Here is a 21,735-nt window from a genome sequence, read left to right as displayed (position 1 = left end):
ACCTGCTGGGAAGGACGACCATGCTCACGCTCGACCGGGTGTCGCGCCACTACGGCGGCGTGTACGCCAACCGGGACGTCACCCTCCGGGTGGCCGACGGCGAGCTCCGCGGCATCATCGGCCCGAACGGCGCGGGCAAGTCCACGCTCTTCAACCTGATTGCCGGCCACACCCGTCCCGACGCCGGCTCCATCTCGCTCGCCGGCCAGCGGATCGACCGGTGCCCGGCGCACAGCCGGGCTCGGCTCGGGGTCGCGATCGTGTTCCAGGGTGCTCGCCTGTTCCCGGGCATGAGCCTGCTGGAGAACGTCATGGTCGGCGCCCACAGCCGCACCCGGGCCGGCGTGCTGGCCGCTGCGCTCCGTACGCCCTACCAGCGGCGCGAGGAGCGCGAGACCCGGGCGCTTGCTGCCGACTGTCTCGAGCGGGTCGGGCTGCTGTCGTGGGCGGCGCGGCCGGCAGACAGCCTGCCGCTGGGCCAGCAGCGCCGGCTCCAGGTGGCGCGGGCCCTGGCAGGGCGGCCGCGGTTGCTGCTGCTCGACGAGCCGGCCTCGGGCCTGCGCTCCGAAGAGCGGAGCCAGCTCGCGGAGCTCATCACCGAGCTGCACCGGACCGGCACGACGATCCTCCTCGTCGAGCACGACGTCGGCATGGTGACCTCGCTGGCGCAGCGGATCGCCGTGCTCGACCTCGGCCGGGTGATCGCCGACGGGACGCCGGACGAGGTCACGTCCGACCCAGCCGTCGTCAAGGCCTATCTCGGAACAGGGACGCATCATGCTGCACGTTGAGGACCTCGTGGTTCGGTACGGCTCCGCGGTGGCACTGGACGGCGTCTCGCTGCAGGTCGAGGCCGGCGAGATGGTGGCCCTGGTCGGGCCCAACGGCGCCGGCAAGTCCACGATGGTCAACACCATCGCGGGTCTGCTCAAGCCGTCGGCCGGGTCGGTCCGACTCGAGGGCCGCGTCGCGCTGGTGCCAGAAGGGCGGCAGATGTTTGCCGACATGACCGTCGAGGACAACCTGAAGCTCGGTGGCTGGTCCATCCGCAACCGGGACCTCGCCGAGGTCCTCGACCTGCTGCCCGACCTGGGGTCCCTGCGCAGGCGGAAGGCAGGGCGGCTCTCCGGTGGGCAGCAGCAGATGGTCGCGGTCGGCCGGGCGCTGATGGCGCGCCCCGACCTCCTCGTCATAGACGAGCTCTCCCTGGGCCTGGCCCCGCTCGTCGTCGACGAGCTGGCAGACCACCTGCGTCTCCTCAACCGTGAACGCGGCACCGCGGTGCTGCTCGTCGAGCAGGAGGTCGGACTCGCCTTCGACGTCTGCACCCGTGCCTGCGTCCTCGACGCCGGCCGCGTCGTGGCCTCCGGAACCTCGTCGGAGCTGGCTGGCACCGAGGTGGTGCGCCGGGCCTACTTCGGCGACCTGCCCCGCCCCGAAGACCTGAACACCGAAGACATGAACACCGAAGACATGGAAGAGGTCATTCGATGAACGAGCTGGTCGGGTACCTGGTGTCTGGAGTCGCCCTCGGTTCGTCGTTCGCCCTCATCGGCAGCGGCTTCGTCGTCGTGCACCGGGTCACCCGGGTCGTCAACTTCGCACAGGGCTCGCTGGCCGTCCTCGGAGGCATGCTGTCGGCGTCCCTGCTCGGCGGACGCCTGCCGCACGGTGTGGGCGAGCTCGTCGCGGTCGTGGTCTGCGGCGCGGTGGGCCTGCTGATGGGCATCCTCGCCGTGGGCAGGCGCGGCACCCCACCACTCATCTCCCTGATCGTGACCCTCGGGATCTCGCTGCTGGCGTCGGCTGCGATCATCTGGCTCTGGGGCCAGGACCCGGTCTCGCCGCCGGGGCTGAGCGGCTCCATGACGATCCTGGGTGCCAGCGTCGAGCGCCAGCGGCTGCTCGTCCTCGTCGCCACCCTGTTGACCTTTGCGGCGCTCGCGCTGGTCTTCTCCAGGTCCTACCTGGGCAAGGCGCTCACCGCCAGCGCGTCCAACCCCTTCGCCGCCAGGATGGTCGGCATCGACGTGCGGCGGATGGGGCTGGTCGCCTTCGCCCTCGCCGGAGTCCTGGGTGGCCTGGCCGGGGTGCTGGTGGCGCCGACGAACGCACTCTCGTTCTCCTCGGACCTGCCGCTGGCACTCAGTGGCTTCGCCGCTGCCGTCTTCGGCGGACTGACCAGCCCGCTTCGCACACTCGTCGGCGGCCTCTGTCTGGGAGTCGCCGGACAGCTCACTGCCGGCTATCTCAACGGGTCGTATCAGACAGAGGTGGCCCTGCTGTTGATGCTGGTGATCATGATCGCGCGAAGCAAGTCCTTCGTCGCGGAGGAGGCAAAATGAGTCGGCTGCTGAACTGGAAGACGCTGCTCGTCGTGGCCGGGTCGGTGGCTGCGTGTGTGGCGCCGCTGGTGATGGCCGACCTCACCTTCTTCATGCGAACCGTCCTCGCCGCGATCGTGGTGACGGGCCTGTCCATGCTCATGGGGTATGCCGGGCAGGCCTCCCTCGGGCAGGGTGCGTTCGTGGCCGCGGGTGCCTTGACCGTCGCGATCGGGACGACGCGGCTGGAGCTGCCGCCGCTGGTCGCGTTGCTGCTGGCCCCGTTGGTGGCCGCGGCCTTCGCCGCGCTGGTCGGCATACCGATCCTGCGCCTGCAGGGCCACTACCTCGCGTTCGGGACGCTCGCCCTGCTCCTGATGGTCCAGGCGGCGATGAGCGCCTTGGACGTGCTCGGTGGCGCCTTCGGGATCAGCGGCATTCCTGCCTTCGGCGTGGCCGGCACAGCGTTCTCCGGACAGCTGCCGTACGCCTACCTCGCGCTGGTGTGCCTGGGTCTGGTGCTCACGCTCACGCATCGGGTGGTGCACAGCCGGTTCGGCCGCGGTGTCCGCGCCCTGGCCGGCAGCGAGACGGCAGCCGAGTCGGCCGGCGTCCCGGTCGGGCGCAGCAAGGTGGCGGTCTTCGCCCTGTCTGGCGCGTACGCCGGTCTTGCCGGCGCGCTCTCCGCGTTCTTCACGCCCTACGTGAGCCCGGACTCGTTCCCGGCCGTAGAGTCGTTCACCTACGTGATCATGGCAGTGGTCGGCGGACTGGGCACGGTGTGGGGAGGAGTGATCGGAGCGGTGGTCATCTCGGTGCTGTTGCAGGTGCTCAACTCCGTGAGCAGCCAGCCCGGCCTGCCGCCGACGGCTGGGCCGATCCTGCAGTACGCCACGTACGGCGCCGTCCTCATCGCGACGCTGCTGTTCCTGCCCCGCGGGATCCTGCCGTCGGCATCTGCGGCCCTCGGCGCCGGGCGACGGCGACTCGGAGCGGGAGCCGGCGGGTGACCACCAGTCCTTCCGCCGCGCCGGACCGCGACGTCACGCTGCTCTACCTGATCAAGCAGGTGGAGCTGGCCGTCCGCGACGCGCTGGACGAGGTGGTGGCGACCGCTGACCTGACCACCTTGCAGTACACCGCGCTGACCGTGCTCGAGCGGCACCCCGGCACCACTTCCGCCGAGCTGGCGCGCAGCTCGTTCGTCCGAGCCCAGACCATGGCTGAGATGGTCACCTTCCTGATCACCAGGGGGCTGGTCATCCGCGAGCGCGACCGGAGCAACCGACGGCAGTACCTGTTGTCCCTCAGCGGGGAGGGTCAGCAGCTGCTCGACGGCCTCTACGAGTCGGTGGCTGACATCGAGTCGCGGATGCTCGAGGCGTTCGACACCGGTCAGACGGAGATCTTCCGCACCTACCTGCTGCGCTGCCGGCGGGCACTCAGCGGCAACCCCCTGCGCTGACCTGGCCCAGGGGTACCCAGGATGGCCCAACGGCCAGGGCTCAGGAACCCGGTCTGACGAGGGTGCTCAACAGGGCGATGAGGCCGAACTCGAACGCGTCGTTGGCCCGGTGCTCAGGTTCGTGGTGACGCACTGGGCTCAGCAGCCCCGGTCTGACCCGCGAACGACGAGTCCGGCGCCCCCTCGCCAGGGCCGCGGGGAAGGCCGTCGCGGAGTGAGCCCACGTATCGGTGTGGGTGATGCCTCGCATTGGCACTCAGGCGTTCGTCTGCCAGCGCAACACGGCTTCAATGGTGTTGTCGCGAGACGGGCGAACCGTCGCTCAGGTTTTGCGCGGGTGCAGGTGCCCCTGACTGCAACACGAAGGAAGTGAGCAGCATGAGCGCGAGGGTGCGGTGGGGCATCGTCGGGACTGGCGGGATAGCGCGGCGAACGGTCGGCGATCTGCAGCTGTGCGACAACGTCGAGCTGGTCGGCATCTGCTCGCGGGACAAGGACCGGGCCGAGACGTTCGCCTCAGAGCACGCGATCCCGTTCGCGTCGGCCGACTTCGACGAGTTCTGCACCTCAGGGCAGGTCGACGCGGTCTACATCGGCATCCCCCACGGGCTGCACTTCGACCATGCCGCACGCGCCCTGAGGGCCGGCGTGCACGTGGTCTGTGAGAAGCCCCTGACCATGACCTCCGCGGAAGCCGAGGAGCTGCACCGTCTCTCGCGCGAGAACGGGGTATTCCTCATGGAGGCCATGTGGATGAAGTTCACCCCGGCGTTTCGGGCCGTGACCGAGATCCTGGGGTCGGGCACGATCGGTGAACCGCGACTGATCCAGGCCGGTGCCGGGTTCCCGGTGCCCCCGGACGGTCCGGCCAGGTACTGGGTGGCGGAACTGGGCGGGGGTGCCCTGTACGACCTCGGCGTCTACACGATCGCACTCGCGCACGCCGTCCTCGGAACTCCCGACCAGGTGATCGCCGTGGGCGAGATCCGAGAGGACGGTGTCGACGAGCAGGAGGCGTACACCCTGAGGTACGACTCCGGTGCGGTCGCACAGCTGACGAACTCGCTCACCGCCTTCATCCCACCGGGAGGTTGGATCGGCGGCACGCGAGGCAGCATCACCCTCGGCGAGCCGATCTTCGCCCCACGCTCGCTCCGAGTGGTGACGGGGCAACCTCCTGCGCCACCGACGGTCGAGGAGCTCGACTTCGACCAGGAGGGCGCCGGCTACGTGCCGATGTTCCGCGCCGCGTCCGAGGCGATCCTCCGCGGTGACCTCGAGCACGGCATCCATCCGGTGTCCGACACGGTGGCAGTGCTGCGAACACTGGAACGGGTGCGAGCCGAGCTCGTGGACGCCCGGAACCGTGCCGACCAGGGTGCCCAGCCCGCCAGTTTGGGGCGACCCGGCGCATGACGCGTACGGCATCGACAGGGTGGTCCCTCGAGGCCCGGACCGTGGTTGTCACCGGAGCGGCCTCGGGGATCGGCGCCGCGGTGGTCACCAGTGTGGTTGCCGCCGGCGCGACCGTGATTGCCCTCGACCAGCACCGCACGGCCGGCGTGCGCGCACTGGACGTTCGCAGTGAGGCCCAATGGAACGAGCTGGCCACGGAGCTCGCCGCTGCCCGGCAGCCGATCCACGGTCTGGTGAACTGCGCAGGCACGACCTGGCGTGCCCGGCTCGGTGACGCCACGTCCAATGACTTCGAGCGAGTGCAGGCCGTCAACGTCGTCGGCCCGTTGCTGGGCATGAAGGCACTCGTTCCGTTGATGGGTCACGGCGCCTCGATCGTCAACGTCGGCTCGCTCGCCGCGCTCCAGGGTCACTACGCGGTCGCCTACACCGCGAGCAAGTGGGCGCTGCGTGGCCTCACCCATGCGGCCTGCCTGGAACTCGGTCCACAGGGGATCCGAGTGAACATCGTCCACCCGGGGTTCATCGACACCCCGATGACGGAGACCGCGCCGCCGGCGTTCCGCGCCGCCTCCGTCGACGCCGCGCCCTTGGGACGAGCAGGGGCCAGCAACGAGGTGGCGAGCGTCGTGACCTTCTTGCTCAGCGACGCCGCCTCGTACGTGAGCGGGGCCGAGATCCCTGTGGATGGGGGCTCCAGCTCGCACGGTGGGGCCAAGGGAGTCTCCGACGCCTTACGGCCCCAAGGACTTTCCGCCGAAGCGTGACTCACCACGTGCCGCGTCAACCACCGCAGCAAGAAATGGACCCTCACCATGACGCCTGACCAGCTCGATCCAACCGATCCCGCCGGGGCGATCGCCGCGGCGGCGAAGCGGGTCTCCAACTGGGGGCGGTGGGGCGACGACGACGTCCGCGGCACCATGAACTTCCTGAGCCAGGAGAAGCGACGGTCGGCAGCGGCCCTCGTCGTCACCGGTCGAAGCTTCTCACTGTCGCAGTCGTTCGACATGGACGGACCCCAGAAGGGGTGGCGCCGACGGACCAACCCGATCCACGTCATGCTCGACACCGGATCCGATGCCGTGGCGGGTGTGCAGGGTTTCCCCCACGGACTCGGTGGCGCGGACGACGTGGTGACGATGCCACTCCAGTGCTCGACCCAGTGGGATGGCCTGGGCCACATCTTCGACCACGGCAAGGCCTGGAACGGCCGTCCTGCCGATCAGGTCGTGACCAGCCTCGGCGACGGTGTCACGGGCATCGAGACGGTCGCGGACGTCGTCGCCGGGCGCGGCGTGCTGCTCGACGTCGCTCGCCAGTTCGGCACGGACGGCGAGCTGCCCGACGGGTTTGCCATCACCGAACAGCACCTCGAGGCCACGATCGCCGCGCAGGGTCCCAGCTCGGCCGTCGGTCGCGGCGACATCGTCCTCGTGCGCACGGGAAGGCTCGCGCGCGCCCGGCGCGAAGGGTGGCGGGACTACGCCGGCGGGGACTCGCCGGGACTGTCGTTCACCACGGTCGACTGGCTGCACCGCTGCGAGATCGCCGCCATTGCCACCGACACCTGGGGCTTGGAGGTCCGCCCCAACGAGTTCGACGAAGCGTTCCAGCCCCTGCACCAGGTGGCGATCCCACACATCGGCCTCTTCCTGGGAGAGATGTGGGACCTCGAGGCTCTGAGCGAAGACTGTCTCGCGGATGGGGTCTACGAGTTCTGGCTCACCGCCGCGCCGATCCCGTTCACGGGTGCTGTCGGCGCTCCAGTGAACCCGGTTGCCGTGAAGTGACCGGCCGGCTCGAGGGCAAGGTCGCCCTGATCACCGGCACGGCTGGGGGCCAGGGCCGCGACGCAGCCCTTGCCTTCACGGCCGAGGGTGCCACGGTGGTCGGCTGTGACCTCCAGCCCGAAGGTGCCGCCGAAACGGTCGACCTCGTGCGCGCCGCAGGCGGATCCATGACCAGCACGCATCCCCTCGACCTCACTGACGACGTGGCCGTGGCCAGCTGGGTGAGTGCGGCCGCAAGAAGACACGGCGCCATCGACATCGTGTACGCCAACGCGGGCGCAACGCGCTTCAAACCGGTCGACCAGATCTCTGTCGAGGAGTGGCGCTTCGTCCTGGCCCATGAGCTGGATGTGGCCTTCCTACCCGTCCGACACGCGTGGCAGCACCTCAAGGCCTCCGGAGCGGGCGCGGTGGTGCTCGTCGGGTCGACCGCGGGCATCAGTGGGTCCATGACGAATGCCCGGGTGGCCCACACGGTCACCAAGGGGGGCATCGTCGCCCTGACCAAGCAGCTCGCCGCCGAAGGTGCGCCGCACGGCATACGGGTGAACTGCGTGAGCCCAGGCATGGTCGCCACTCCAGCCACGCGAGGAGACCTGCTCGCGCCCGACCACCCGATGCGAGACATAGCCCGACACATCCCGCTCGGCCGCGTCGGCAGCCCCCGCGAGGTGGTGCGCTGTGCCCTGTTCCTCGCGTCCGACGATGCGTCGTACGTCACCGGCGCGAACCTCGTGGTGGACGGTGGCTGGTCGGCTGTCCTACCTGGGCAGTGGGTCTCGGAGGTCCGCGACGAGGTGCGGTGAGCAACGGGGACCCCGTACCCCGGTGGTCAGCGTTGACCAGCGGCGTGAGCAGTGCCGGGATCAGCGCGAGGTCTCCGCGGCGAACTGGTGGTCCGGGAGCAGGAGCGACACCAGGGCGCCGACGGCCAGCACGCCGCCGAGCACCAGGAAGAGTGACCCCGCATCGGACCGCGTCGCGAGCGCGCCACCGATCGAGGCGGCGCCGATGGTGACCCCGAGCTCTCGTCCGAGTGAGACGGTGGCCGTGGCGGAACCCACCAGCTCCGGAGGCGCTGCGTCCTGCGCCATGGTGGTCACGAGCTGCATGTAGCACCCGGTTCCGACGCCGAGGACCCCGACCCAGACGGCCGTGTGGGCCAGGCTCCAGGCAGCGTTGAGGCCGGAGAGGGCCAGCATCGCGCCGGCGCCGACGAGGCATCCGACGAGGGGCAATCGGCGGTATCGCCCCGTCCGCGAGATCAGCGCAGAGGTGCCGAAGACCGAGGCCATCATCCCGAGGATGAGGGCCAGGAGGAGCGCGCCGGATGCGGTCGCGGGGACCTCGAGGATGGTCTGGACGATGGTGGGGAGGAAGCCGACGAGCGCGAAGACGGCTGCGCCGACGGTGAACCCCAGCCAGCTGCTCACCCGGATGGTGCGGTCGCGCAACACCGTGATGGGGATCAGCGGGTCATCGTGACGCAGCATGCGCCAGACGAACACCGCAGAAGCGAGGACCGCCACGACCGCAACGCCTCCTCCCGCCGGTGTCAGCCAGCGGGTCAGGCCGACTGTGCCGACCAGCGCCACCAGCGCCGTGACCGCGATCCCGTAGACCAGCGCCCCGGGCACGTCGAGTCTCCCGCTCGGAGCCGCCACGGACCGCCCTCGGGGCACGGACCTCAGGGCCAGGACGACAGCGATGAGGCCCAGGGGCAGGTTCACCCAGAACACCCAGCGCCACCCCAGCGTGTCAGTGAGGGCGCCCCCGACCAGCGGGCCGATCACGCTGGCAACCGCGAAGACGAACCCGACTGGTGCCATGAACTGCCCTCGCTGGCGAGCCGGGACCGCGTCGGCGACGACGGCCTGGGAGAGGACAAGCACCCCACCGCCGGCCAGGCCCTGGATCGCACGCAGCCCGACGAGCTGGGGCATGGTGGTCGCGAGCCCGCAGGCGACGGACGAGGTCACGAATCCTGCGAGACACAGGAGGAAGATCGACCGACGTCCCCGGAGGTCGCCGAGTCGTCCGTACACCGGCATCGCGATCGTCATCGCGAGCGTGTAGCCGGCAAAGACCCACCCCATCGCAGAGCGTCCCCCTACGTCGCGCACGATGGCGGGCAGCGCAGTGGCGACGATCGTCTGGTCCATCGCCGTCAGGAACGTGACGACGAGGAGCGCGATCTGCAGGCGCCGATGGCGGGTGGTTGGCTTCGCGGGGGAGAGCAGAGTTGCATGGGGCACGGGGCAGTCCTGCCTGACTGACGAGGACGCGGCAGTGTGCGCGCAGCCCGTCAACGACGGGCCCGACGGGCGGTCGCAGCATTGCGGAACTCACCCCGGCATCCGCGTCAATGCTACCCGGCCCGGGCCATCGGGAAGGGCGGTGCGTGTCGCCGATCGGTGAAGTAGGACATCGGTGCTGGTGATGCATGACATCGGCATCCTCGCCTTCGTCGGCAGGCGGATGAAGGCTTCAATGGCGCTGTCTCAGAACGGACACCTAGTGAGGAGAGTCATGATCCCCGACCGGATTCTTGAGGAGGGGACCCTCAAGGTGGACGGCCAGCGTGCCTCCGTGGAGGTGCGCATCCCTTGGTACAGAGCGCTGCCCGCATCCTGCATCGCCGACGTCGAGCTACGGGTCGACGGCCAGGCCGCGCCCAAGAACAGCCTCGTCTGGACCATGAACGGCCGCGACTTCCGCCTGGAGGAACTGGCCGAGACCGTCGACGAGTGGTGGTTCACCACGGACTCCGCGGTGTTGTCCGGTGACCTCGCAGTGGAGGAAGGCCGCACCCATGACGTGGAGGTGGACCTCCACGTCTACATCCCCTACATCGTGACCGCGCACGGCGTCCTGCTCATCGAGGAGCACGGCCGCAAGGCCATGGAGGTGGCTGCAGATGTCTGACGTCCTCGGCACCCCGGTCCAGGGCGTGACCCTCTACAGCTTCACGCGCGCGTTCCACGGGCGGGAGCACGACCTCGAAGGTCTCATCCGGCGCGTGGCCTCCGAAGGCTACGGGCCCGGTCTCGAGATCATCGGCTTCTCCGCCTTCCGCGGCTTCCCGGGCGTGACCGACGAGTATGCCGAGTGGTTCCGTGGCGTGGTGAGTGAGGCTGGCCTGGTCCAGACCTCGCTGGCGATCAACACGGACGTCGGGCTCCGGCGCGACCGCCTCATGACGGACGCCGAGCTGGTGGAGTACATGCGTCGCCAGATCGAGTCGGCAGCGAAGCTCGGCTTCCCGCTGGCGCGTGTGCAGATCTCGTTGACCCCGGACTCCATGGAGGCACTGCTCCCCATTGCCGAGCGGTACGGGGTGACCCTGGCGATCGAGGTCCACGCCCACCACCACGGGCAACACGAGCTGGTCCTGGCCCTCCGCGACCGCTACGAGAAGCTGGGGTCGCCCCTGCTCGGCTTCGTGGCCGACTGGGGTGCCACCGTCTCCGACTTCGCCCCGTCCTCGATCGAGGCCTACCGTCGCCGCGGGGCGAGCGAGGACCTCATCTCGGCGGCGGTCTCGCTGTGGCGCGACTACTACCGACAGGGCCCGCCGAACACCGACGCCGAGCACGGTGAGCGGTTCGGCTCCTTCATCGGACTCGCTGCCCGCCACGGCCGGCCGGAGCTCGGCGTCGACCTCGCGATCAACGGGACCGGTCTGTTCGGGCCAGCCAAGGTGGACTCGTGGCTGGAGATCATGCCGTGGATCCGCCACGTGCACGGCAAGTTCTTCGGCATCGACGACAACGGTGAGGAGCCGTCCGTTCCGGTCCGCGACCTCATCACCCTTCTCGTCAACGCCGGGTACCAGGGCGCCGTGTCGACCGAGTACGAGGGATGGCACTGGAACTACTGGGACGACGCCTTCCCGATCGTGGCCGGTGAGCAGGCCCTCCAGCGATCGGCGGCCGAGCTCGCCGGGTCGCGCATGATCACCTCTGCCGCGGAGGCTCGTCAGCAGCTGGCGGCCCACCACGGGTCGGTGCGCCCAGCCGTTTCGTAGGCTCTGCCCATGACGCCCCCGAGCGGCGAGCTCGTCAAGCAGCCGAAGCAAGAGCGCAGCCGTCAGTCCTTCGACCGTGCGGTCGAGGCCGCGATGTCACTGATGGTCGAGCGCCGCTCCGGTGCCATCACGGTCGCCGAGGTGGCAGCACGCTCGGGCGTCTCGACCGGGTCCATCTACGCCCGGGTCGCCAGCAAGGAAGACCTCATCCGCGTTGCGCACGTCCGCCTCATGGATCGCCTGGCGATCGAGACCCGGCACGCACTGAGCCTGGAGGTCGCGCCCCACGAGTCCCTGGTGGATCTCGTGGGGCGCGCGGTGCGGGCCATGGCGGAGCTGTTGCGTCGGCATGCCCAGGAGCTCGCGCCGTTCATGCGGCTCGCCCACGGGGACCCGGTGATCGCGGCGGGCGGCAAGAAGGCGCACGAGGACATGGTGACTGCCTTCGCCACAGCCCTCTTGTCGGCCGGCGGTGCCATCACCCGACCCGATCCGCAGGTGGCGGTCACCTGGTCCTGCACCGTGGTCTACAGCGTCCTCGCCCGCCAGCTGGGGCTGGGAAGTGACCCCGAAGCTGCCATGGACCAGCCCTGGGACGAGCTGCTGGCAGTGCTCGTCGAGATGGTCGCGGCATACCTCGCACCGGTCTGACAGCAGGGCATCGCTGAGGGCGATGCGGCGCATCACGAACTAGAACTGTTGTTTTAGTTCCGGCCGATGAAGACTCTCCCCAGCGCCCGCCACCGCGGCGGGGCGTCGAGAGGAGACCCGGTGTCCGACACGACCACGAAGGTTCGCCGCAGGACGGTCGGAGACGATGCTCCCGCCATCAGCCTCCCGGACGTCGACGGCGCCACGGTCAGCACGGAGTACTCCGCCCACGCGGCCACCGTCGTCGTCTTCACCTCGAACGGGTGCCCCTACGCGCTCGCCTGGCACGACCGCATCCAGCAGCTCGGCGCCGACTACGGACCGCGCGGAGTGGAGGTCGTCCAGGTCGTGAGCAACGACGACCAGCTCCAGCCCAAGGACTCCATCGAGGGCATGCGCCAGCGCATCGACGCCGGCGAGGTCACCGGCCTCTACGTCAAGGACGTGGACCAGTCGGTCACGGCGTCCTTCGGCGCCACGGCCACCCCTGAGGTGTTCGTCGTCGACACCGATGGGCTCATCCGCTACCACGGAGCGCCTGACGAGGACCATGACGACCCCACCCAGGATGCCCAGTTCGTGCGGGACGCCCTCGAGAACGTGCTGGCGGGCGAGCCGGTCCAGCGACCGTCCACCTCGCCGGCCGGCTGCTCGGTCAAGTGGCGCGTCGACCTGCTCTGGTACGACGGCTGTCCCAGTCACGGCGCCGCCGAGGTCCTCCTGACCGAGTGCCTTGCCGAGATCGGGCGCACCGACGTCCGCGTGGAGCGGGTCCAGGTCACCTCCCCGGAACAGGCAGCCAGCCGATCCTTCCCCGGGTCTCCCACGTTCCAGGTGGGCGGCACCGACCTGTTTGCCGTCGACGCTCCATCGGCCCTCGCCTGCCGGACCTACCTGCGTTCCGACGGCCGGGTCTCCCCGCTCCCGGCCAAGGACGACCTCGTCGCCCAGCTCCGCGACTCACTCGCGCGACCGTGGGAGCTGCCCGGCTGGCGCGACTTCCGCAAGGCCCCCAGCGGCAACGCTGGCGCCTGAGACCACATCCCGAGGAGTCCCCCAGTGTCGCGGAACTTCCCCTCACGCGTCGACGTCGCCATCGTCGGCAGCGGACCGACCGGTGCGGCCTACGCGCGCGTCCTGAGCGAGCTGCGCCCGGACCTCGACCTCGTCACCTTCGAGGTGGGTCCGCTCTTGGCGGATCCACCCGGACTGCACGTCAAGAACATCGTCGATGCCGAGGAGAGGGCTGCCGCTCAGCGGCGTTCCGAAGGTCCAGGTGCCCTCGGCGCGGAGGACCGGCGGCTGCGTCGGGCCGGCACCTACCTGCTGCCCGAAGGCTTCCAGCAGCCCGGTGAGGACGGGATCCCCTCGCTCGCGATGTCGAGCAACGTCGGGGGCATGGGTGCGCACTGGACGGCAGCCTGCCCGCGTCCGGGGGACAGCGAGGTGATTCCTTTCATCGACGACCTCGACGAGCTCCTCGACGAAGCGGGCCGCCTGCTGGGGGTGTCGTCGCACGCCTTCGACGACGCGCCCTTCGCTGACGAGGTGAGGGCCCGGTTGGCCAGCATCTTCGACGACTCGCGTCCCACGGGTCGCAAGGTGCAACCGATGCCCCTGGCGGTGCAGACCCACGACGACGGCCGGGTGACCTGGTCGGGATCGGACGTGGTGTACGGCGAGGCCACCCGAACGAACCCCCGGCACACGCTGGTCCCGGAGGCGCTCGTCCGCCAGCTCCGGGTGCATGACGGCACGGTGACCGGTGTCGTCGTGCGTGACCTCGTGGACGGATCCGACCACGAGGTCGAGGCGGGCCAGGTCGTCGTGGCGGCGGACGGCGTCCGGACCCCTCAGCTCCTGTGGGCGTCGGGCATCCGCCCGCGCGCACTGGGCCGCTACCTCAACGACCAGTCCCAGGTGATCTTCGCGGCGCGACTGCGTGATGTCAGCCCTCGCGACGCTGCGCAGGGCGAGGAGCCCGGGAAGCCCGCGATCGCCTGGCAGAGCGGAGTGAGCTGGGTGCCCTTCACTGACGCCGAGCCGTTCCACGGCCAGGTCATGCAGCTGGACGCCTCTCCGGTGCCGCTGGCCGCCGACGACGTCGTGGAACCGGGCAGCATCGTCGGCCTCGGCTGGTTCTGTGCCAAGGAGCTCCAGGAGACGGACCGCCTCGAGTTCGACGACGACCGGACCGACTCGTACGGGATGCCGGCGATCCGTGTCCACTACACGCTGACGGACGGTGATCGCGCGACCCTGGACGGTGCGCGCGAGATGGTCAAGCGAGCCGCGCTGGCCCTTGGCGACCCCCTGGACGCCGAACCGATCACCCTGCCAGCGGGGGCGTCCCTGCACTACCAGGGCACCGTGCGGATGGGCCCGGTCGATGACGGCACCTCGGTGTGCGACCCCCGTTCGCGCGTCTGGGGTGTCGACGCACTCAGGGTCGCCGGCAACGGCGTCATCCCGACGTCCACCGCGTGCAACCCGACGCTGACGTCCGTCGCCCTGGCCGTGGCCGGTGCGCGGGACCTCGCGACGACCTACCCGAAGAAGGAGGGTTCTCAGCCATGACCGACCACGAGGACCGGCCACGACTGCGCGTGGCAATGGTGGGGTACGCCTTCATGGGTGCCGCCCACTCCCAGGCGTGGCGCACCGCCCCCCGCATGTTCAACCTCCCTCTTGCTCCTGAGATGACGACGCTCGTCGGTCGGGACGAGGGTCGCGTCGCAGCGGCCGCCGAGAACCTGGGCTGGTCGTCGATCGAGACCGACTGGCGACGGGTGATCGAGCGCGACGACATCGATCTCATCGACATCTGCACCCCGGGCGACACCCACGCGGAGATCGCCATCGCCGCACTGCGGGCCGGCAAGCACGTGCTCTGCGAGAAGCCCATGGCCAACTCCGTCGACGAGGCCGAGCGGATGGCCGCCGCGGCAGGAGCCGCTCGGGAGCGCGGAGTGCGCTCCATGGTGGGGTTCACCTACCGCCGGGTGCCCGCGATCGCGCTCGCCAAGCGGCTGGTCGAGCAGGGTCGCATCGGGGAGGTGCACCACGTCCGCGCCCAGTACCTGCAGGACTGGATCGCCGACCCGAAGGCCCCGCTGTCCTGGCGACTGGACAAGCAGAAGGCCGGTTCCGGAGCGCTGGGTGACATCGGCGCCCACGCGCTCGACCTGGCGCAGTACCTGACCGGCGACACGGTCGTCGAGGTCTCGGGAGCCCTTCGGACCTTCGTGGCCGAGCGCCCGGTCGCGAGCGAGCACGCGGGCCTGTCCGGCACTGCATCATCGGAGCGGGGGCCGGTGACCGTCGACGACGCAGCGAGCTTCCTGGCCACGTTCTCCAAGGGCGCGATGGGCGTGCTCGAAGCCACCCGCTTCGCCTACGGGCGCAAGAACGCCCTGCGCATCGAGGTCAACGGGTCCAAGGGAAGTCTCGCCTTCGACTTCGAGGACATGAACGTCCTGGAGTTCTTCGATGCGGGCGAGCCGTCCGACACCGCCGGCTTCCACCGCGTCATCGCCACCGAGCCGGAGCACCCCTACGTGGCCGGCTGGTGGCCACCGGGGCACGGCCTCGGCTATGAGCACGCCTTCAGCCACCAAGTCGTCGACCTGGTATCCGCCATCGCCGCAGGGTGCGACCCCACGCCCTCCTTCGACGAGGGCCTCCAAGTCCAGCGTGTCCTCGACGCGGTCGAGACCAGCTCCGCATCGCGGGCCTGGCAGACCGTCCCCGCCTGAGATCGGAAGGAACAACCATGCCCCGCCCCGTCACCCTCTTCACCGGCCAGTGGGCCGACCTGCCCTTCGAAGAGGTCGCCCGCCTGGCCTCGGAATGGGGCTATGACGGCCTCGAGATCGCCTGCTGGGGCGACCACCTGGACCCGTGGAAGGCGGCAGAGGACGACGACTACGTCCAGGCCAAGCTCGACCTCCTGGCGAAGTACAACCTCAAGGTGTGGACCATCTCCAACCACCTCACCGGGCAGGCCGTGTGCGACGAGCCCATCGATGCCCGTCACCAGGGGATCCTCTCTCCCCGCATCTGGGGCGACGGCGACCCGGAGGGAGTGCGCCAGCGCGCCGCCGAGGAGATGAAGATGACGGCCCGCGCGGCCCAGCGCCTCGGCGTCTCCACCGTGGTCGGCTTCACCGGCTCCTCCATCTGGAAGTACGTGGCGATGTTCCCGCCCGCGTCGGCCGAGATGGTCGAAGCCGGATACCAGGACTTCGCTGACCGGTGGAACCCCATCCTCGACGTCTTCGACGAATGCGGGGTCCGGTTTGCCCACGAGGTGCACCCGTCGGAGATCGCCTACGACTACTGGACGACGGTCCGCACCCTGGAGGCCATCGACCACCGTGCGGCGTTCGGCCTGAACTGGGACCCGAGCCACTTCGTGTGGCAGGACCTCGACCCGGTCGGGTTCCTCTGGGACTTCAAGGACCGGATCTACCACGTCGACTGCAAGGACGCCAAGCGCCTGGTGGGCAACGGCCGCAACGGCCGCCTCGGGTCCCACCTCCCGTGGGCGGACCCCCGTCGCGGCTGGGACTTCGTGTCCACGGGACACGGAGACGTTCCCTGGGAGCAGTCCTTCCGCATGCTCAACACCATCGGCTACGACGGGCCGATCTCCGTGGAGTGGGAGGACGCTGGGATGGACCGTCTCGTCGGCGCTCCCGAGGCCCTCGACTTCGTGCGCCGCCTCGCCTTCGACGCACCTGCTGCCTCCTTCGACGCCGCCTTCTCCTCAGGGGAGTGACCATGATCTCCACCGTCCGGCGGGCCTACCTGTCCACTCAGTTCGACGAGCGACAGCTGGCCGCGTTGCTCGTCAACGCAGGACCGTCAGCGGGACCAGCGGCACTCGGGGTCGTCATCGGCAACGTCATCAGCTCGATTCGCCGCGACCGGAAGGAGCTCCGCCGGTGGCTCTCCACTGCGGGGGAGACGCCAGCATGAGCCACACACCGCACAGAGTCATCGTGATCGGTTCCGGTCCGACCGGCGCCGTCTACGCACGGAGGCTCCTCGACCGAGCGGAACCTGTCTCGGTCCTCATGATCGAGGCCGGCCCCGCTCTCACCGAGCCGCTGGGGATGAACGTCCGCAACATCGCGGACAAGGAACAACAGCTCGCAGCCAAGCTCGCGTCCCAAGGGCCCGCGTCGGGTCGGGCCGGAATGGCCGGCATCCCCACTGGGGGCATGGAGGGCACGGTCACTGCACGCCAAGGAACGCACTTGGTCGGGCGGGCGGCGGAGGGCAGCCAGGGCATGCCCGCGGCCGCAGCGGCGACGTGCGTCGGCGGCCAGGGTGCGCACTGGACGTGTGCCACCCCGCGACCTGTCGGTACCGAGCGGATTCCCTTCCTCGAGGAGGAGCTCGACGGGTTGCTCGACGAGGCGGAGCGGCTGCTCCACACCACCCACGAGGCCTTCAGTGGGGCTGTTCAGGCGACCACCCTGCTGGGACTGGTCTCCGAGGAGTTCGCCGACGACGGACTTCTCGTCCAGCCACTTCCGGTGGCCGGCGATCCCCGGGCCGATGGGTCGATGCGCTGGTCAGGGACGGACGTGGTCCTCGGGGACCTTGCGCTCCCGGGTGCCGAGGGGGACCGCTTCGAACTCCGTGCGGAAACCCTGGCCGTGCGTCTGCTCCTCGAGGAGGGCCGAGTGGTCGGCGTGCGCCTTCGCGACGTGGCGACGGGCACCGAGACCGAGGAGCGTGCTGACGAGGTGGTGGTCGCGGCGGATGCGTTGCGCACGCCGCAGCTGCTCTGGGCGTCGGGAATCCGGCCGGCAGCACTGGGCCGCTACCTGACCGAGCACCCGTTGGTGTTCGGGGTCGTGGCCGTCAAGGACGGCCTGCTCCCTCCTGTCGGACCGGAGACGACGACGATCGACCCGGTGCGGGTCGTCGTCGGCATCAGGTTCGACGAGGAGCTGCACCCGTTCCACGCCCAGCTGATCTACAGCCCCGTCTGCCCTGTCCCGCTCCCGCCCGAAAGCCCGTTCGCTGCCAACCCGGGCGGTTACGTGGGCATGGGATGGGGAGTGCGGAAGTGGCCCCGGGCTGAGGACCGCCTGGTGTTCGACGACGCCGAGCCGGACGAGAACCTGCTGCCCGGGATCAGGATCGCCTACGAGGTCACGGACCGCGAGCAGGCGGAGCTCGACCACGCCCGCGTCTTCCAGGCGAGGACGGCCGCCGCGCTGGGGACCTTCATCGACGGAATGCCCGTCGAGATGCCTCCGGGGAGCTCACTCCACTACATGGGCACGGTCCGCATGGGGGCAGCCGACGACGGCACGAGTGTGTGCGACTCCTACTCGAGGGTCTGGGGCGTGCCGGGACTGGTCCTGGCCGGCAACGGCCTGATCCCGACGGCGAACTCCTGCAACCCGACGCTGACCAGCGTCGCGCTCGCGGTGCGTGGAGCCGACGCGCTGGCCGAACGGCTCGCAGCCACCGACACCCAAGCACGGACGAAAGAGGCACGATGACCACCATTGACGACACCACCCTGCTCCAGCGCCTGGCTGAGCTGGAGGCCCGGGTCGAGGCCACCGAGCTCGCAGCCGTACGAGCCGCTGACCGCGGTGCGGTGGAGAACGTGTTCAACCGCTACATGCACTACCACAATGCCTATGAGGACGAGCGGATCATCGACGAGCTCTGGGCCAAGCCCGGGACCGAAGGCATCCGCTCGCGCTACAACAACGTGGGGGAGTACTCGACGTACGAGTCCGTCACGGCATACCACCGAGGACGTCCGCGGCCGGTCGGCAAGCTGCTCTTCCACTACACCACGACCCCCGTCGTCGAGGTCTCCGCGGACGGCACCACCGCCAAGGGCATCTGGATCATGGCGGGACTGGAGTCCGGGCTGATGGATCCCGAGATCGCCAAGGAAGCCCCGCCGTACGTGTTCTCCGGCGGCGAGGTCGACGGCAAGCCGGTCTGGGCCCACTGGGTGTGGTGCAAGTACGGCGTCGACTTCATCAAGCAGGACGGCGAGTGGCGCATCTGGCACTTCCGTTGCTACGAGGTGGCGCGGGCGCCGTTCAACCGCGACTGGATCAGCTTCGCCAAGGACAACCAGCACAGCCACGACTCGCAGCTCGCCTGGTTCGGAGACGATGGCAAGCCGGTCTTCCTTCCCACAGTGGACGGCCCGATCGTCACCACGAAGTACGAACCGTATGCGAACGACACCGCCCAGAAGCTCGACCCGGAGCCGCCGCGACCGTACGGCACGTTCGAGGACACGTTCCGGTGAACCGGCTCGACATGTTGTCCGTCAACCTCGAGTACATGTTCCACGAGGCCGGTGAGGATCTCGCCGCCAGGGTGCGAGCCGCCGCCGAGGCCGGGTACACCAAGGCCGAGATCTTCTGGACCCACGACAAGGACCTCGACGCGCTCGAGGCTGCCCTCGACGAGACGGGCGTCCAGCTGTGGACTGTGCTCGTCGACCCGCGGACCACTCGGCTCGTCCTCAAGGACACCCACGAGGGCTTCCTCGACGACGTTCGGCGGACGGTCGCGGACGCCGTGCGGCTCAAGTGCCCGCACGTCGTGGTGGGGTCCGGTCCCGCCGTCCCCTACCTCAAGCGCCCCGTGCAGATCGGGATCATGACGGAGGCGGTCGCCCGTGCTGCGGAGATCGCGGCCGATGCTGACGTCACCCTCCTCGTCGAGGCCGTCAACACGCGGATGGACCACCCGGGGGTGCTGACCAGCATGACGTCCGACTCGGTCGCCGTCGTCCGTGGGGTCGACTCACCGCATGCCCGCGTCCTGTACGACCTCTACCACTCCGTCGTCGAGGGCGAGGACCCCAACATCGTCCTCCCAGAGGTCATCGACCTGGTTGCCCACGTGCAGATCGCCGACGCTCCCGGCAGGGGAGAGCCGGGCAGCGGCAGCATCGACTGGCCGGCCGCCTTCGCCCTGCTCGACGAGGTCGGCTACACCGGCGCGGTCGGAGTCGAGTGCTACCCCACGGTCTCGTCGACGGCGGAGGCGCTCGGGTACCTGCGCCGGGTGGCCGTCGGCGAACAGGTCGTGGCGTCGTGACGCAGGTCGACGGCGCTGCGCAGCGGCACATCAAGTGGAGCTACATGGACCACTGGAGGAGCAACGGCCCGTCCGGGCCCGTTGACCAGTGGCACTCCGCGAAGACCATGTCTGCCTTCCTCAAGCAGGTCAAGGCCACCGGCTTCGACGCCATCGACACGTTCGACTTCCGCATCTGGCAGATGTACGGCGACTACGGAGGTCCTGCGAAGTACCAGGAGATGGTGCAGGACCACGGCCTCGAAAGGATCGTCAACACCTTCCACGCCGCGGACTACGACACCCGCAACTATGCGCCCCACCTCGCGGAGACGCACGAGAACATCCTCGAGGACTTCCGGGTCACGATGGGTCGCTGGTCGCAGATCCAGCTGGACAACATCATCGTCATGCCCGCCACGCTCTACTACGACATGGAGCCCGTCACCGAGGACAAGCTCAAGACCACGGCCGAGCTGTGGAACCGGGTCGGCGAGATCACCGCGAGCCACGGGGTGCGCCTCACGTGCCACCACGAGTTCTTCTGCGGGATCCAGAGCGAGGCGGACATCGACACCTTCTACTCGTACACGGACCCGGAGTACGTGTCGCTGTTCGTCGACACCGCCCAGCACTGCATCGCGGGAGTCGATCCGGTGGCTCTCTACCGGAGGCACGCACACCGAGTCAGCGGCTTCCACTTCAAGGACACCCACGACCGGGCGGTCGGCGACGACCATCGACAGCGCCCGGACTCGGAGATCATGGCGCCGACGACCGGCAAGTGGTTCTACGAGATGGGCACGCCGCAGGGGCTGGTGGACTTCGAGTCGATGATGACTGCGGTCAGGGACAACGAGTACGAGGGCTGGATCTCGGTCGAGCACGACAAGGCCAACAAGCAAGGCGGCGACTACTCCGAGAGCACCGCCGTATCCCGCTGGTACGCACGCAACGTCCTGGAACGGATCTACTCATGACTGGGATCAGGTGGGCCTACGCCATCAACCAGTGGAAACCACAGTTCGACGACTTCGTCCGCCGAGAGCAGCACGAGCGCGCACTCAAGACCATCTCGATCGCCGGCTTCGAGGGCGTCGAGCTGACCGCGGGGACCGGGCGCTGGGAACCGCTGGGCAACCCCCAGCAGCTCGCAGCCAACTTCGGGTCGGTGGCTGGTCTCCGCGACCTGTTGCAGGACTGTGCCGTCGACGCCGTCTCCAGCTGGTTCTGGGATCCGCAGGAACGCTCGATGGAGCACCTGACCGGGCCGCTGTCACCCCTCGTCGAGGCGGATGTCCCGGTCATCGTCGCCCGAGCCGAGTGGTTCGCAGAGGCGTTGGCCGAGCTCGGTGGATCGGTGCTGCTGGTGCGGCCGGTCCCCGGCGCCGGCGACACCGACCCCCTCGACGACGCCGGGCTCTCCCGGCTTGCGCAGTGCTGGGAGGCGGTCGGCGCTGCCACCGCAAGGCACGGCATACGGACGGCGCTGCACGTCGACTTCCTGTCCGCCCTCCGTCGGGGAGATGCGCTCGACAGACTGCTGCAGCTGACCGACCCCGACCTCGTCGGACTCGTCGTCGACACCGGCGAGCTGACCGTCGCGGGCCTGGATCCCGTTGCCGTCATCGAGAAGCACCCGGGGCGTGTCGTCCACGTGCAGTTCAAGGATGCCCTGGCCGTCGACGACGCCGAGGAGTACCTGGCACCCCACGCGCACTGGACGGTCCGCGTCCGAGGAGGCCAACGGGAGGTGCCCCGATGGTTCGCCGAACCCGGTGCCGATGGCGGACTCGTCGACTTCCCGGCGGTCACGCGCGCCCTGGTCGACACCGGGTACTCGGGCTGGGTCGTCGTCGAGAGTGACCAGAGCCCGCATCCTGCCGCCAGCGTCCTGCTGGCCGGGTACCTCGTGCAGCGTGAGCTGCGGCCGATGGTCGAGCGCGAGCGAGCTCCCGATGCCTGAGCGACTCGACGGCA

Annotated in this window: 23 protein-coding genes; 22 read left to right on the top strand and 1 reads right to left on the bottom strand. The window is 69.4% G+C overall.

The annotated features are described in order from the left end of the window. The first annotated feature begins 20 nt into the window (after positions 1–20). The 9 genes from ASG95_RS17190 to ASG95_RS17150 all read left to right on the top strand — a co-directional run bounded on the left by ASG95_RS17190 (position 21) and on the right by ASG95_RS17150 (position 7,804). Positions 21–791: an ABC transporter ATP-binding protein gene (locus tag ASG95_RS17190; protein WP_057378223.1), complete on the top strand. Its 771-nt coding sequence runs from the start codon at positions 21–23 to the stop codon at positions 789–791. Further along, entirely contained in the window at positions 778–1,494 is a 717-nt protein-coding gene (locus ASG95_RS17185) for an ABC transporter ATP-binding protein (protein ID WP_082592756.1), read from the top strand. The genes ASG95_RS17190 and ASG95_RS17185 overlap by 14 nt, the downstream gene beginning before the upstream one ends. Then, positions 1,491–2,345, top strand: coding sequence for a branched-chain amino acid ABC transporter permease (locus ASG95_RS17180; protein ID WP_056924077.1), 855 nt, complete (start codon positions 1,491–1,493; stop codon positions 2,343–2,345). Before ASG95_RS17185 ends, ASG95_RS17180 begins: the two co-directional genes overlap by 4 nt. After that, entirely contained in the window at positions 2,342–3,334 is a 993-nt protein-coding gene (locus ASG95_RS17175) for a branched-chain amino acid ABC transporter permease (RefSeq protein WP_057378222.1), read from the top strand. Before ASG95_RS17180 ends, ASG95_RS17175 begins: the two co-directional genes overlap by 4 nt. Beyond that, positions 3,331–3,789, top strand: coding sequence for a MarR family winged helix-turn-helix transcriptional regulator (locus ASG95_RS17170; RefSeq protein WP_056924075.1), 459 nt, complete (start codon positions 3,331–3,333; stop codon positions 3,787–3,789). The genes ASG95_RS17175 and ASG95_RS17170 overlap by 4 nt, the downstream gene beginning before the upstream one ends. A 378-nt stretch (positions 3,790–4,167) precedes the next feature. After that, positions 4,168–5,205 (top strand): Gfo/Idh/MocA family protein, encoded by a 1,038-nt coding sequence (locus ASG95_RS17165; protein WP_082592754.1) that lies wholly within the window; start codon positions 4,168–4,170, stop codon positions 5,203–5,205. A 41-nt stretch (positions 5,206–5,246) separates the two neighbouring features. Continuing rightward, positions 5,247–5,972, top strand: a complete 726-nt coding sequence (locus ASG95_RS17160; protein ID WP_369820391.1) for an SDR family NAD(P)-dependent oxidoreductase — start codon at positions 5,247–5,249, stop codon at positions 5,970–5,972. Positions 5,973–6,020: 48 nt separating this feature from the next. Continuing rightward, positions 6,021–6,998, top strand: a complete 978-nt coding sequence (locus tag ASG95_RS17155) for a cyclase family protein (protein WP_057378219.1) — start codon at positions 6,021–6,023, stop codon at positions 6,996–6,998. Further along, complete coding sequence (locus tag ASG95_RS17150; RefSeq protein ID WP_057378218.1) at positions 6,995–7,804, top strand: SDR family NAD(P)-dependent oxidoreductase; 810 nt, start codon at positions 6,995–6,997, stop codon at positions 7,802–7,804. The genes ASG95_RS17155 and ASG95_RS17150 overlap by 4 nt, the downstream gene beginning before the upstream one ends. Before the next feature lie 60 nt (positions 7,805–7,864). Here the strand turns inward: ASG95_RS17150 and ASG95_RS17145 are convergent, their stop codons facing one another. After that, entirely contained in the window at positions 7,865–9,253 is a 1,389-nt protein-coding gene (locus tag ASG95_RS17145; RefSeq protein ID WP_057378217.1) for an MFS transporter, read from the bottom strand. A 184-nt stretch (positions 9,254–9,437) separates the two neighbouring features. Here ASG95_RS17145 and ASG95_RS17140 point away from each other — a divergent pair, with 184 nt between their 5' ends. The 13 genes from ASG95_RS17140 to ASG95_RS17080 all read left to right on the top strand — a co-directional run bounded on the left by ASG95_RS17140 (position 9,438) and on the right by ASG95_RS17080 (position 21,721). Continuing rightward, a complete protein-coding gene (locus ASG95_RS17140; protein ID WP_369820390.1) occupies positions 9,438–9,923 on the top strand; it encodes a DUF6379 domain-containing protein in 486 nt (161 codons plus the stop codon). Further along, positions 9,916–11,025 (top strand): sugar phosphate isomerase/epimerase, encoded by a 1,110-nt coding sequence (locus ASG95_RS17135; protein WP_057378216.1) that lies wholly within the window; start codon positions 9,916–9,918, stop codon positions 11,023–11,025. The genes ASG95_RS17140 and ASG95_RS17135 overlap by 8 nt, the downstream gene beginning before the upstream one ends. 9 nt (positions 11,026–11,034) lie before the next feature. Further along, the gene (locus ASG95_RS17130) at positions 11,035–11,676 is read left to right on the top strand and encodes a TetR/AcrR family transcriptional regulator (RefSeq protein WP_057378215.1); all 642 of its coding nucleotides are present in this window, start codon (positions 11,035–11,037) and stop codon (positions 11,674–11,676) included. 120 nt (positions 11,677–11,796) lie between these two features. Beyond that, positions 11,797–12,711, top strand: coding sequence for a redoxin family protein (locus tag ASG95_RS17125; RefSeq protein WP_057378214.1), 915 nt, complete (start codon positions 11,797–11,799; stop codon positions 12,709–12,711). Positions 12,712–12,735: 24 nt separating this feature from the next. Next, a complete protein-coding gene (locus ASG95_RS17120; RefSeq protein ID WP_057378213.1) occupies positions 12,736–14,253 on the top strand; it encodes a GMC oxidoreductase in 1,518 nt (505 codons plus the stop codon). Continuing rightward, the gene (locus ASG95_RS17115; protein WP_057378212.1) at positions 14,250–15,431 is read left to right on the top strand and encodes a Gfo/Idh/MocA family protein; all 1,182 of its coding nucleotides are present in this window, start codon (positions 14,250–14,252) and stop codon (positions 15,429–15,431) included. The genes ASG95_RS17120 and ASG95_RS17115 overlap by 4 nt, the downstream gene beginning before the upstream one ends. Positions 15,432–15,448: 17 nt before the next feature. Next, positions 15,449–16,456: a sugar phosphate isomerase/epimerase gene (locus ASG95_RS17110; protein WP_057378211.1), complete on the top strand. Its 1,008-nt coding sequence runs from the start codon at positions 15,449–15,451 to the stop codon at positions 16,454–16,456. Positions 16,457–16,458: 2 nt separating this feature from the next. Further along, a complete protein-coding gene (locus ASG95_RS17105) occupies positions 16,459–16,656 on the top strand; it encodes a hypothetical protein (RefSeq protein WP_057378210.1) in 198 nt (65 codons plus the stop codon). Then, positions 16,653–18,200, top strand: coding sequence for a GMC oxidoreductase (locus ASG95_RS17100; protein WP_057378209.1), 1,548 nt, complete (start codon positions 16,653–16,655; stop codon positions 18,198–18,200). The genes ASG95_RS17105 and ASG95_RS17100 overlap by 4 nt, the downstream gene beginning before the upstream one ends. Next, the gene (locus tag ASG95_RS17095; protein ID WP_057378208.1) at positions 18,197–18,976 is read left to right on the top strand and encodes a nuclear transport factor 2 family protein; all 780 of its coding nucleotides are present in this window, start codon (positions 18,197–18,199) and stop codon (positions 18,974–18,976) included. The genes ASG95_RS17100 and ASG95_RS17095 overlap by 4 nt, the downstream gene beginning before the upstream one ends. Next, complete coding sequence (locus ASG95_RS17090) at positions 18,973–19,776, top strand: TIM barrel protein (RefSeq protein ID WP_200961929.1); 804 nt, start codon at positions 18,973–18,975, stop codon at positions 19,774–19,776. Before ASG95_RS17095 ends, ASG95_RS17090 begins: the two co-directional genes overlap by 4 nt. Next, positions 19,773–20,735 carry a sugar phosphate isomerase/epimerase gene (locus ASG95_RS17085; RefSeq protein ID WP_235543984.1) on the top strand — a complete coding sequence of 321 codons (963 nt, stop codon included), beginning with the start codon at positions 19,773–19,775 and terminating at the stop codon, positions 20,733–20,735. The genes ASG95_RS17090 and ASG95_RS17085 overlap by 4 nt, the downstream gene beginning before the upstream one ends. Further along, positions 20,732–21,721 carry a sugar phosphate isomerase/epimerase gene (locus ASG95_RS17080; protein WP_057378207.1) on the top strand — a complete coding sequence of 330 codons (990 nt, stop codon included), beginning with the start codon at positions 20,732–20,734 and terminating at the stop codon, positions 21,719–21,721. Before ASG95_RS17085 ends, ASG95_RS17080 begins: the two co-directional genes overlap by 4 nt. Positions 21,722–21,735: the final 14 nt, after the last annotated feature.

This window comes from Phycicoccus sp. Soil803, from assembly GCF_001429685.1.
Taxonomy (GTDB): Bacteria; Actinomycetota; Actinomycetes; order Actinomycetales; family Dermatophilaceae; genus Pedococcus.
This window is presented reverse-complemented; position numbering and strand designations above follow the sequence as displayed.